8 protein-coding genes are annotated in these 12,580 nt (G+C 74.8%); 5 read left to right on the forward strand and 3 right to left on the reverse strand.

Annotated elements, in window-relative coordinates; all coding sequences use genetic code 11:
• The coding region (locus NCC78_RS17410) for a bifunctional diguanylate cyclase/phosphodiesterase (protein WP_250795660.1) at positions 1 to 1,254 on the forward strand (1,254 nt) is incomplete at its 5' end.
• A 16-nt stretch (positions 1,255 to 1,270) separates the two neighbouring features.
• On the opposite strand, the gene NCC78_RS17415 is transcribed toward NCC78_RS17410, so the two are convergent.
• On the reverse strand, positions 1,271 to 2,290 hold the full coding sequence (locus NCC78_RS17415) for a LacI family DNA-binding transcriptional regulator (RefSeq protein WP_250795661.1): 1,020 nt from the start codon (positions 2,288 to 2,290) through the stop codon (positions 1,271 to 1,273).
• 459 nt (positions 2,291 to 2,749) lie between these two features.
• On the opposite strand from NCC78_RS17415, the gene NCC78_RS17420 reads away from it, so the two are divergent.
• From NCC78_RS17420 to NCC78_RS17430, 3 genes are all read left to right on the forward strand, one after another.
• A complete protein-coding gene (locus tag NCC78_RS17420; protein ID WP_250795662.1) occupies positions 2,750 to 5,272 on the forward strand; it encodes a glycoside hydrolase family 2 protein in 2,523 nt (840 codons plus the stop codon).
• Positions 5,273 to 5,504: 232 nt separating this feature from the next.
• Positions 5,505 to 5,843 (forward strand): ArsR/SmtB family transcription factor, encoded by a 339-nt coding sequence (locus NCC78_RS17425; protein WP_250795663.1) that lies wholly within the window; start codon positions 5,505 to 5,507, stop codon positions 5,841 to 5,843.
• A 101-nt stretch (positions 5,844 to 5,944) separates the two neighbouring features.
• Positions 5,945 to 7,591: a SulP family inorganic anion transporter gene (locus NCC78_RS17430; RefSeq protein WP_250795664.1), complete on the forward strand. Its 1,647-nt coding sequence runs from the start codon at positions 5,945 to 5,947 to the stop codon at positions 7,589 to 7,591.
• Positions 7,592 to 7,618: 27 nt separating this feature from the next.
• Here NCC78_RS17430 and NCC78_RS17435 read toward each other — a convergent pair whose 3' ends face one another.
• Together NCC78_RS17435 and ilvD are read right to left on the reverse strand one after the other, a co-directional pair.
• Positions 7,619 to 8,329, reverse strand: a complete 711-nt coding sequence (locus tag NCC78_RS17435; RefSeq protein ID WP_250795665.1) for a hypothetical protein — start codon at positions 8,327 to 8,329, stop codon at positions 7,619 to 7,621.
• Between the two features lie 61 nt (positions 8,330 to 8,390).
• Complete coding sequence (gene ilvD / locus NCC78_RS17440) at positions 8,391 to 10,238, reverse strand: dihydroxy-acid dehydratase (protein WP_250795666.1); 1,848 nt, start codon at positions 10,236 to 10,238, stop codon at positions 8,391 to 8,393.
• Between the two features lie 129 nt (positions 10,239 to 10,367).
• Between ilvD and NCC78_RS17445 the strand changes: the two genes are divergently transcribed.
• A partial coding sequence (locus NCC78_RS17445) for a putative bifunctional diguanylate cyclase/phosphodiesterase (RefSeq protein ID WP_372495151.1) occupies positions 10,368 to 12,580 on the forward strand: 2,213 nt, incomplete at its 3' end.

A 12,580-nucleotide genomic window follows, 5' to 3' on the forward strand; every position in this document is an offset into this window, starting at 1 on the left:
GGGGTCTCCGGTGCGCCGGCCGACCGGTCCGAGCTGGTGCGGGCCCTCGCCGCGTTGCGGGACGCCCCGTCCTCCATCGGCGCGCTGCTGGTCGTCGACCTGCACGGCCCGGGGGTGACCGCCGACGCGCCGGGGCCGCTGCTCCGCGCGGACGTGTTGGCCGAGGTGGCCCGGCGGGCGCGCGCCGTGGTTGCCCCCCGCGACGTGGTCGCCGACCTGACCGGCACCGGCTTCGCCGTGGTTACCGAGGCCGGCGCGGTGCTGGCGTACGCGCTGGGCATCCGGCTGCTCGCCGCGCTCACCCAGCCCTATCAGGTGCCCGGCGCGGTTGAGCGGCTGCGGGCGAGCATCGGACTGGCGGAGGTCGCCGGGTCCGCGCCCGAGGACGTGCTGCGCCAGGCGGACCTGGCCCGGCGGCGCGCCGTCCAGCTGGGCCGGGACCGGGTCGAGTGGTACGACGCGTACCTGGAGGAGCAGCTGGTGCGCCGGTTGGACCTGGAGCGGGAGCTGCCGGGGGCGGTCGCCCGGGGGGAGCTGGACCTGGTCTACCAGCCGGTGTTCGACCTGGCCGACCGGCAGCCGGTCGGTACGGAGGCGCTGCTGCGCTGGCGCAGTCCGGTGCTCGGCACGGTGCTCCCCGCCGAGCTGCTGCCGGTGGCGGAGGACCTCGACATGCTCGGCGAGCTGGGCTGCTGGGTGCTGGACCGGGCCTGCCGGCAGCTGGCCACCTGGTCCGGCGGCAGCCGGGAGCTGTGGATGGCGGTGAACGTGACGGTCCGGGAGCTGACCGTCCCGGATTTCGTGCCCCGGACGGCGGCGGTGCTGGACGCGTACGGGGTGTCGCCGGACCGGCTGGTGGTGGAGGTGGCCGAGCCGAGGGTCGCCGCCGAACTGCCGACGGTGGTGGCCCGGCTGGCCGGGCTGCGCTCGCTGGGCATCCGCACCGCGCTGGACGACTTCCGGGCCGAGCACGCCTCGCTCGCCCAGCTCCGTCGGCTGCCGATCGACCTGCTCAAGGTCGGCCCCCAGCTGGTGGACCCGGCGGACCCGCAGCGGCCGCTGATCGACGTGGTGGTGAACGTGGGCGACCGGTTGGGGCTGGAGATCGTGGCGGAGGAGCTGGAGTCGGTCGGTCAGGTCGACGGCGCGCGGCGGGCCGGCTGCCGGTACGGGCAGGGGTTCACCCTGGCCCGGCCGGCCACCGCCGAGCGGGTCGAGGCGTTCTTCGAGGAGTTCCCCTCAGCGTCCCGGTGACCGACCCTCAACCGGTTCATCTGACCCGGGGCGGGGCGGTGCTGCCCCGCGGGGTCAGATGTGACGTCTCGTCCTGGACGCGGCCCACCGTCGCGCCGCCGATGACCGCGAGCAGCTGCCGCGCCGCGTGGGCGCCGTAGGCCGGGATGTCCCGGCCGAGCGCGGTCAGCGGCGGGTGCACCAGCCGGCACAGCGGCGAGTCGTCCCAGGCCACGATGGAGAGGTCGCCCGGGACGGCGAGCCCCATCTCCTGGGCCACCGACAGGCCCGCTATCGCCATCACGTCGTTGTCGTAGATGACGGCGGTGGGCCGTCCGGCGGAGCTGAGCAGTCGTCGGGTGGCCCGGGCCCCGTCCTCGCCGGTGTAGTCCGACGCAACGGTGAGCGCGTCGGCCAGCCCGAGCCGCCGGCACACCTGCGCGAACGCCTCGGTGCGGATGTCGGTGTGCAGCAGCTCGGGCAGCCCGCCGACCCGGGCGATCCGGCGGTGGCCGAGGGCGACCAGGTACTCCACGGTCTCCACCAGCGCCGCCGCGTCGTCGGACCAGACGCTGGCCAGCCCGCCGGTGCCGCCCGGGCCGCCGATCACCACGGCGGGCAGGCCGAGCTCCTCCAGCGCCGGCACCCGCCGGTCGTCGGTGCGCAGGTCGCAGACGAGCACGCCGTCGACCCGCCGCTCGCCCCACCACCGTCGGTAGACCGCGATTTCCGCGTCCTGGTCGGCCACCACCTGGAGGGTGAGCGCGTACGAGCGGGCGGAGAGTTCGGCCTCGACGCCGCTGATCAGCTCCATGAAGAACGGTTCGATGCCGAGCGTCCGCGCCGGCCGGCACAGGGCCAGGCCGACCGCGGCGGCGGTGGCCCCGGAGAGGGCGCGGGCGGCGCTGCTGGGGTTGAAGCCGATCTCCGCGGCGATGGCGAGGATCCGTTGCCGGGTGGCGTCGGAGACCCCGGGTTGACCGTTCAGCGCGTAGGAGACCGCGCCCTTGGACACCCCGGCCCGTCGGGCGACGTCGGCGATGGTGGGCCGCTTCACCGGCGTACTCCTCCACTCTCCCGCCCCCTGGGCGGGCTGGCACACGCCGGGACGACCGGCGGGTGATCACGCTACTGCAGTGCCGGCCGACGTCGGTGCCCGCCGCCGACCGCTGCGGGCGAGTCGACGGCGGGCCACGCTTGCCCGGTTAAGCGTACGAGAGGCGCGCCGCCGAGGGAACGGCTCGGGGGCGCGTCGACGTGCGCAGGAGAACGCTTCACCGCGCATGGCCGCGCTCCCAAATGCCGAGAGCGGTTACCGGTTGATCGCCGCGTTGACCGGCCGTTGACAGTGGAGTGACCCCGGTCGTACGGTGGCGGCACTTATCCGGTTCAGTCAACGTCTCTCGATGTCGGGAGCGTTCCCATTTTGCGCGGAGGATGGCATGAGACGGTCCTGGAACCAACGGGCCCGCGCGGTCGCGGTGGGCACGGTCGCTCTGGAAGGCGCGGTGAAGTCTTGAGCGAGGCGCAGGTGGGCGGATCGTCCCGGCACGCCCTGCACGACGGTTGGACCCTGCGGGCGGTACCCGGCCCGCAGGCCCCCGCCGAGCCCGGCGGCCCCGACGGCGGGCACCCGGTTCCGGCCGGGATCGCGGGCCGGGCGGTCCCGGCCACCGTGCCCGGCTGCGTGCACACCGACCTGCTCGCGGCCGGCCTGATCCCCGATCCCTACCTCGACGACAACGAGCGGTGGCTGGACTGGATCGGCCGCACCGACTGGGAGTACGAGAACACCTTCGACTGGACGCCGGGCGACGACGACCGGGTCGAGCTGGTCTGCGCCGGCCTCGACACCGTCGCCACGCTCACCCTCAACGGCACCGAGGTCGGCCGGACGCAGAACATGCACCGCGGCTACCGGTTCGACGTCCGGTCGCTGCTGGGCGACGGGCCCAACACCCTGGCCGTACGCTTCGACTCCGCCTACCGGTACGCCGAGGCGCAGCGGGACCGGCTCGGCGACCGGCCCAACGCCTACCCGGAGCCGTTCCAGTTCATCCGCAAGATGGCCTGCAACTTCGGCTGGGACTGGGGGCCGAGGGTGGTCACCGCCGGTATCTGGCAGGAGATCGGGCTGCACTCCTGGTCCACGGCCCGGCTGGCCGCCGTCCGTCCCCTGGTCACCGTCGACGGGGCCGACGGTCGGGTGGAGCTGCACGTCGAGGTCGAGCGGGCCGCGGACGTGCCGCTCACCGTGCACGCCACCGTCGCCGGCGCGACCGCCGAGGCGACTGTCCCGGCGGGGGAGCGCACGGCGGTGCTGACCCTCGCCGTGCGCGAGCCGTCGCTCTGGTGGCCGAGGGGGTACGGCGAGCAGCACCGGCACGCCCTCGACGTGGCCCTGTGCGGGCCCGACGGCCGGACGCTGGACACCTGGTCCCGGCGGATCGGCTTCCGGGCGGTACGCCTGGACACCGCCGGGGACCGGCACGGCACGCCCTTCGCCCTGCACGTCAACGACACCCCGGTCTTCGTGCGAGGGGTGAACTGGATCCCGGACGACGCGTTCCCGACCCGGATCGGCCGGGACCGGCTGACCGAGCGGCTCCACCAGGCCGCCCAGGCCAACATCAACCTCCTGCGCGTCTGGGGCGGCGGCCGGTACGAGTCGGACGACTTCTACGACCTCGCCGACGAGCTGGGGCTGCTGGTGCAGCAGGACTTCCTCTTCGCCTGCGCCGCCTACCCGGAGGAGGAGCCGTTCCGCACCGAGGTGGCCGCCGAGGCCGCCGAGCAGGTGGTCCGGCTGGCGTCCCACCCGTCGCTGGTGCTCTGGACCGGCAACAACGAGAACATCTGGGGCTGGCACGACTGGGACTGGCAGGAGCCGCTGGCGGGCCGCACCTGGGGGCGGGGCTACTACCTGGACCTGCTGCCCCGCATCGTCGGCGAGCTGGACCCGACCCGCCCGTACTGGCCGGGCAGCCCGTGGTCCGGCAGCGAGGAGCTGCACCCCAACGACCCGGCGCACGGCACCACCCACCTCTGGGACGTCTGGAACACCGACGACTACACGAAGTACCGCGAGTACGTCCCCCGGTTCGTCGCCGAGTTCGGCTACCAGGCGCCGCCCGCGTACGCGACGCTGCGCCGGGCGCTCTCCGACGAGCCGCTCGCGCACGACTCGCCGGGGATGGCGCACCACCAGAAGGCGATCGACGGTGACCTGAAGCTCCAGCGGGGGCTGGACGCGCACCTGCCGCCGCCGGCGGACTTCGCCGACTGGCACTTCCTCACCCAGCTCAACCAGGCCCGGGCCGTCCAGCTCGGGGTGGAGCACTTCCGTTCCCACCGCAGCATCTGCGCGGGCACCATCGTCTGGCAGCTCAACGACTGCTGGCCGGTGACCTCCTGGTCGGCGATCGACGGCGACGGCCGGCGCAAGCCGCTGTGGTACGCGCTGCGCCGCGCGTACGCCGACCGCCTGCTCACCGTGCAGCCCCGCGACGGGGGGCTGGCCGTGGTCGCGGTCAACGAGACGGGGGAGCCGTGGCGGGCCCCGGTGACGGTGACCCGGCTGACCGTGAGCGGCGAGCCCCGGGCGAAGGCGACGCTGGAGCTGGACGTCCCCCCGTACGCCTCGGTGACGCTGGCGCTGCCGGCGGAGCTGGCCCGGCCGGAGGAGGCCCGGCGCGAGCTGCTGGTCGCCGAGGCGGGCGAGCCCGCCGCCCGGGCGCTCTGGTTCTTCGCCGAGGACCGCGTCGTCGACTGGCCGGCGGCGGAGTACGACGCGACGGTGGAGCCGGTCGACGGCGGCCACCGGGTCCGGGTCACCGCCCGCACCGTGCTGCGCGACCTCACCCTCTTCCCGGACCGGCTCGACCCGGCCGCGCAGGTGGACGAGGCGCTGGTCACCCTGTTGCCGGGCGAGTCGGCGACGTTCACCGTGCGCGGCGCGGCACCTCTCGACCCGGCGGCGCTGACCGCCCGGCCGGTGCTGCGCTGCGTCAACGACATCGCGGGGCAGGAGATGCGATGAGGAGGCGGCTGGCCGGCGTGCTGCTGGCCCTGGTCAGCCCCGGCACCCACGACCTGGACAACCTCCGCGCCGAATAACGTGGTACGAGGCCGGCTGACGGGCTCCCCGTCGGCCGGCCGGCGCCTTGCCGCCGGCCTCCCGGATCCACCGCTCCGTGATCAACTTGAAGGTTTTTGCAAGTGATAAAGTCTTCAGGGTGCGGCGGTCGGCCGCGGGGGAGGGAGACGACGGCGTGTCGGTGCCGCTGTACCAGGCGAAGGCGGAGCTGTTCCGCACCCTCGGGCATCCGGTGCGGATCCGGGTCCTCGAACTGCTCCAGGACGGGCCCAAGCCCGTCCGCGACCTGCTCGCCGCGATCGACGTCGAGGCGTCCAACCTCTCCCAGCAGCTTGCCGTGCTGCGCCGCGCCGGCATGGTCACCTCCTACCGGGACGGCCCGCTGGTGATGTACGCCCTCAGCACCCCCGACGTCGCCGACCTGCTGGCCGCCGGGCGGCGCATCCTCGGCGCGGTCCTCACCGACCGGGACGCCCTCCTCGATGAGCTGCGCGCCTCCGGCGGGCACCGGTGAGCGGCACCGCCCTGGGCCACGGGTCACCGCCGACCGCCGGCCGGAACGGGAACGCCGCACGACCGCAGGGCCCACGCCGATCGCAGGGCGCCCCGGGCCTGGTGCGGGACCGCGTGCTCGGGCTGCTCCCCGGCCGCGCCGACTGGGCGGCGGTACGCCGCTCCCCGCGCGGGGACCTGCTCGCCGGGCTGACCGTGGCGGTGGTGGCGCTGCCGCTGGCCCTGGCGTTCGGCGTCACCTCCGGGCTCGGTGCGCCGGCCGGGCTGGTCACGGCCGTGCTCGCCGGCGCCGTGGCCGCCGTCTTCGGCGGCTCGAACCTCCAGGTCTCCGGCCCCACCGGGGCGATGACCGTGGTGCTGGTGCCGGTGGTGCAGCAGTTCGGCCCGACCGGGGTGCTGATGGTCGGCGCGATGGCCGGGCTGATCCTGATTGCCCTGGCGCTGGCCCGCCTCGGCCGGTACGTCCGTTACCTGCCCACCCCGGTGATCGAGGGCTTCACCGCCGGCATCGCCGTGGTCATCGGCCTGCAACAGGTGCCCGCCGCGCTCGGCGTCACCGACGCGCACGGCGAGCGGGTCTGGGCGGTCGCGGCCGACGCGGTCGCCCGCTTCGTCGTACACCCGCGGCCGGCGGCCGTCGCGGTGGCCCTCGGCGTCGCGGCGCTGATGCTGCTCGGCGCCCGCTGGCGCCCCGCAGTGCCGTTCTCGCTGCTCGGGGTCGGCGCCGCGACGGTGCTCGCGGAGACCGTCCCGGTCGAGCTGGTCCGCATCGGGACGCTGCCGCAGGGGCTGCCCGCGCCGTCGCTGGGCTTCCTCGACCTCGGCGCGGTCAGCGTGCTGCTGCCCTCGGCGCTCGCGGTGGCCGCGCTCGCGGCACTGGAGAGCCTGCTCTCGGCCACCGTCGCGGACGCGATGACGGTCGGCGAGCGTCACGACCCGGACCGGGAACTCTTCGGTCAGGGCCTGGCCAACCTGGCATCCCCGGTCTTCGGCGGCATCCCGGCGACCGCCGCCATCGCCCGCACCGCGGTCAACGTCCGCGCCGGGGCGTCGTCGAAGCTGGCCGCCCTCACCCACGCGGTCGCCCTGGCCGGGATCGTGCTGGCCGCCGCGCCGCTGGTCGGCCGGATCCCGCTCGCCGCCCTGGCCGGGGTGCTGCTCGCCACCACCGTGCGGATGGTCGAGGCCGGCTCGCTCTGGGCCCTCGCCCGGGCCACCCGGGGCGACGCCCTGGTGCTGGTGCTCACCTTCGCCGTCACCGTTATCTGGGACCTGGTTACCGCCGTCGCGGTCGGCGTCGGCGTGGCCGTCGTCGTCGCGCTGCGCGCCGTGGCCCGCAGCGCCAAGCTGGAACAGGTCCCGCTCGACCCGGGCGAGCACAGCGCCGAGGAGCACGCGTTGCTCGCCGAGCGCATCGTGGCCTACCGGCTGGACGGGCCGCTCTTCTTCGCCGCCGCGCACACCTTCCTGCTGGAACTTTCCGACGTCGCCGACGTCCGGGTGGTGATCCTGCGGATGTCCCGGGTCACCACGATCGACGCCACCGGCGCACAGGTCCTCGGCGACGCGATCCGGCGGTTGCGGGGGCGCGGGATCACCGTGCTGCTCTCCGGCGTCACCCCGGGCCACGACCAGGTGCTCACCACCCTCGGGGTGGCCGAGGAGTTGCGACGCGACGGCCTGGTCTTCCCGGACACCCCGGCCGCCATCCACCACGCCCGCCGGCTGGCCCTGCCCGGCGCCCGCTGAGCCGGACAGCAGATTTCGGCTGGGTCGTCAGCCGGGGAGGGCGCCGAGGCCCGCGAGCAGTTCCAGTCGCTCGTCGGCCGACAGCGCCGCGTACGCCGGCTCGTCGAGGCGGTTCGTCTCGTCCTCGATGGCCTGCCGCCGTGGGCCGTCCGGCAGCGCCGTGATCTCCTCCACGGTCAGCCCGGCGGCCCGCCAGGCGGCCCGGTGCGCGTCGCCCCGGTGGTGGCGCAGCGCGCCGAGCCGTGCGGTCAGGCGCAGCGCGGGGGAGGCGTCCGCCGGCTCGTACACCGGCGCCATCGCCTGGAACGCGGCGCCGCTGGTCGTGCGCGCGTGCGCCAGCACCCGGCCGACCAGGTCGGCGAGGCGCGGCACCGCGGCGAGGCCGGGCAGGAAGCTCGGGAGGGCGGCCCACCGCTCCTCGGCCGCCTCGGCGACCATCCGCTGCACCGTCAGCGCCAACTCCCGGCCCCGGTCCGTCAGCCGCCACGCGCCGTCGGCGTCGACCTCGGCGACGCCCTGCTCCAGCTCGGTCGTCATGTCCGCGCCGACGTAGACCAGCGCGTCGTCGAGCGCCCGCGCCGGCATCGGCCGGGCCAGCAGGCCCATGTGGAAGCTGGCCTCGAAGCCGGGCTCCAGTCCCCGTTCGGCGTAGTACGCCGTCATCCGGGGCCGGGCGGCCAGGCGCGCCCCCACGTACACCCGGTCGATCACCGGTCGGATCATCCCCGCGTAGCTCACGCCCGGGCACGTTATCGGTCCGGCCCGGGTGCCGGCCACCCCGTGGTGGCCGGCGTCGGGCTCACTCCGGGACGCGGCGGTAGGCGCCGTCGCTGGCCGAGGTCGCCATCGAGGCGTACGCGCGCAGCGCCGCCGACACCGGCCGCTGCCGGTCGGTCGGCGTGTACGGCCTGTCGCGCTTCTCCTCGGCGACCCGACGGGCCGCCAGCACGTCCTCCGGCACGTTGAGCTCGATCGACCGGCCCGGGATGTCGATGACGATCTCGTCGCCCTCCCGCACCAGCGCGATCAGCCCGCCGGACGCCGCCTCGGGCGAGACGTGCCCGATGGACAACCCGGAGGTGCCGCCGGAGAACCGCCCGTCGGTGAGCAGCGCGCAGGCCCGGCCCAGCCCCCGTCCCTTGAGGAAGGAGGTGGGGTAGAGCATCTCCTGCATGCCCGGGCCGCCCCTCGGCCCCTCGTAGCGGATGACCACCACGTCCCCGGCGACGACCTGCTTGTTGAGGATGCCCTCCACCGCCGCGTCCTGGGACTCGAAGACGCGGGCCGGCCCGCGGAAGGTCAGGCAGTCGTCCGGCACACCGGCGGTCTTGACCACGCAGCCGTCCGGCGCGAGGTTGCCGTGCAGGATGGCCAGCCCGCCGTCGGCGGAGTACGCGTGCTCCCGGTCGCGGATGCAGCCGCCGGCCGCGTCGGTGTCCAGCGACGACCACCGGTTGGTGGTGGAGAACGGCTCGGTGGTGCGCACCCCGCCCGGGGCGGCGTGGAACAGCTCGACGGCCTCCGGCTTCGGCGAGCCGCCCCGGACGTCCCAGTCGGTCAGCCACTGCCCGAGCGAGGGGGAGTGCACCGCGTGCACGTCCCGGCGCAGCAGCCCGCCCCGGTCCAGCTCGCCGAGGATGGCCGGGATTCCGCCGGCCCGGTGCACGTCCTCCATGTGGTACTGCGGCGAGTTCGGCGCGACCTTGGCCAGGCACGGCACCCGCCGGGAGATCGCGTCGATGTCGGCCACGGTGAAGTCCAGCTCGGCCTCCCGGGCGGCGGCGAGCAGGTGCAGGATCGTGTTGGTCGAGCCGCCCATCGCCACGTCGAGGGCGACCGCGTTCTCGAAGGCGGCCCGGGAGGCGACCGTGCGGGGCAGCACCGAGGCGTCGTCGCCGTCGTACCACCGCTTGGCGATCTGCACGACGGTGCGGCCGGCGTCGACGAAGAGCGACCGGCGGGCGGCGTGGGTGGCCAGCGTCGAGCCGTTGCCCGGCAGGGCGAGGCCGATCGCCTCGGTCAGGCAGTTCATCGAGTTGGCGGTGAACATGCCGGAGCAGGAGCCGCAGGTCGGGCAGGCGGAACGCTCGATCTCGCCGAGCTGGTCGTCGGTGACGGCCTCGTTGGAGGAGGCGATCATCGCGTCGATCAGGTCGATCTTGGAGTGCACCACGCCCTCGATCGCCATCGTCTTCCCGGCCTCCATCGGGCCGCCGGAGACGAAGACGGTCGGGATGTTCAGCCGCAGCGCGGCCAGCAGCATGCCCGGGGTGATCTTGTCGCAGTTGGAGATGCAGACCAGGGCGTCCGCGCAGTGCGCGTTGACCATGTACTCCACCGCGTCGGCGATCAGCTCGCGGCTGGGCAGCGAGTAGAGCATGCCGCCGTGGCCCATCGCGATGCCGTCGTCGACCGCGATGGTGTTGAACTCGCGGCCCACCCCGCCGGCCTCGGCCACCGCGTCGGCGACCAGGCCGCCCATGTCCTTGAGGTGTACGTGACCGGGGACGAACTGGGTGAAACTGTTGGCGATGGCGACGATCGGCTTGCCGAAGTCGTCGTCGGTCATCCCGGTGGCCCGCCACAGGGCCCGGGCACCAGCCATCATCCGACCGTGCGTGGAGGTCTTCGACCGCAGCTCAGGCATGCGTACCAGTCTGGCACCGCCACCGGGGCGCCCGGCGGTCGTGCACGCCGTGTCCCAACAGATGCACACCCGGTCCCCCGCGGCGGGCGCTCATCCGGCACAGTTGAAGACGTGCACTTCCCCCCGGGCATGCTCGCCGCAGCGGTGCTGAGCGGGCTCGTCGCCGCGTCGGCCACCGCACTGCTGAGCGCCGCGGCCCGGCGGCGGTCCGCGGCGCACCGGCAGGCGTACGTGCTGCTCGCCGTGGCCGGCGCGGTCGCGTTGGTCAGCCTGCTGATGGGGGTCACCGTGGCGCTCGCCGCCACCGAGCACTGGGCGCACGGGACGGGTCGGCGCACCGGCTGGGCCTCCGTGGTGTCGATCGGCACGGCGGTCAGCGGCCTGCTCTTCTCCGCCGGGCTGCTCCGGCTCCCGGGCGTGGCCGCGACGGCGGCGGCCCTCGTCCGGCTGGCGCTCGACGGCCTGATCATGGCGGCCGCGCTCTGGTTCGTCGGCTGGGTGCTCTTCTCCGAGCCGACCCGGCTGCTCGGCGACGCCACCCCGGTGGCGTGCGTGCCGATCCTGCTCGCCACGATCAGTGCCGCGCTGACCGCCGGGCTCGCCCTCATCGTGGCCTTCCGCGCCCCGCCGCCGCGCCGTCGGCTCGCCGCGCTCGGCGCCGGGGCCACCGCGGTCACCTGCGGCGGCCTCGGCGTGTCCACCGGGCTCTGCCAGGCTGGGCCGAGCATGGCCCTGACCGGGGCGGCGGTGCTCGCGGCGGGGCTGCTCACCGGCGCGCTGGCGGTGCGCCGGGTCGACCCGCCGGGTCAGGTCGACCTCGACCTGATCCGCCGCGACAGCGAGTACGCGGTCATCCCGATGTTCGCCATGGCCGCCTCGGCGATGTACCACCTGCTCCAGGACGGCCGGTTCGACGCGCTCGGCATCGTCGCCGGCAGTGTGGAGGGCTTCGCCCTGGTGGCCCGGCAGTACCTCACCCTGCACGACGTGCGCGGCTACGCCAGCCGGCTGGCCGAGCGCGAGGCGCACTTCCGGGAGCTGGCGCACACCGACCCGCTGACCGACCTGGCCAACCGGCGGGGCCTGCTGCGGGCGCTGCACCGCTGCGCCGAGGCGGGCATCCCCTGCGTGCTGCTCGGCCTCGACCTCGACGGCTTCAAGAACGTCAACGACATGCGCGGCCACGACGTCGGCGACGCGGTGCTGGCCGAGGTGGGCCGGCGACTGCGCGCCAACCTGCGTCCCGGCGACGTGGCGGCCCGGCTGGGCGGCGACGAGTTCGCGGTGCTGATGCACGGTCGCCCGGCCGAGGCGGACCGGGTGGCCGAGCGGCTGCTGGGGGTGCTCGGCCGCGCGTACGACCAGCCGGACGGGCCGGTCTTCCTCTCGGTGAGCATCGGCGTGGCCGGCTGGGCCGGGGAGCCCGACGTCGAGCTGCTGCTGCGCCACGCCGACCTGGCGCTGCGCTACGCCAAGCAGCGCGGCAAGAACCGCATCGAGCGCTACGACGCCACTTACGACCAGCTCCTTCGCCGCCGCACCACCCTCGAACACGAGTTGCGCGGGGCCATCGAGCGCGACGAGCTGCGGCTGGCGTTCCAGCCGGTGGCCTCGCTGCCCTCGGTGCGCCCGGTCGGCGCCGAGGCGCTGCTGCGCTGGCACCACCCGGAGCTGGGCAACGTGCGGCCCGACGAGTTCATCCCGCTGGCCGAGGAGTGCGGGATGATCGCCAAGCTCGGCGCCTGGGTGCTGCACCAGGCCTGCTACCAGCTCTCCCGCTGGCTGGCCGACGGCCACGACGTCTGGGTGTCGGTCAACGTCTCGCCGCGCGAGCTGCACGCCCCGGAGTACGTCGTCCAGGTCGCCGAGGCGCTGCGCGCCCACCACGTGCCGCCGCAGCGGCTGGTGCTGGAGGTCACCGAGCACGCCGTGGCGACCGACCTGGACGAGCTGATCCGCCGGCTGACCGCGCTGCGGCTCACCGGGGTCCGGATCGCGCTGGACGACTTCGGCGCCGGCTACTCGTCCCTCGGGCAGCTGCGCCGCCTCCCGATCGACATTCTCAAGATCGATCACAGCCTGGTGGCCGAGCACGAGCCGGTCCGGCCGGTCGGCCAGGACGGTCCCGCCTTCGCGCCCATGGTCGACATCGTCATGCGGCTCGGCCACCAGCTGGGTCTGGAGGTCATCGCCGAGGGGGTGACCACGCCCACCGAGCTGGCCGCGGTGGTGGCCGCCGGCTGCCGCTTCGGTCAGGGCGCCCTCTTCGGCTGGGGCGTGCCGGCGGAGCACCTGGAGGCGATGCTGGAGGCCGCCACCTCGCCGGGGGCGCGCCCCCCGTC

Origin of the sequence: Micromonospora phytophila (genome assembly GCF_023656545.1) — a bacterium.
GTDB lineage: Bacteria > Actinomycetota > Actinomycetes > Mycobacteriales > Micromonosporaceae > Micromonospora > Micromonospora phytophila.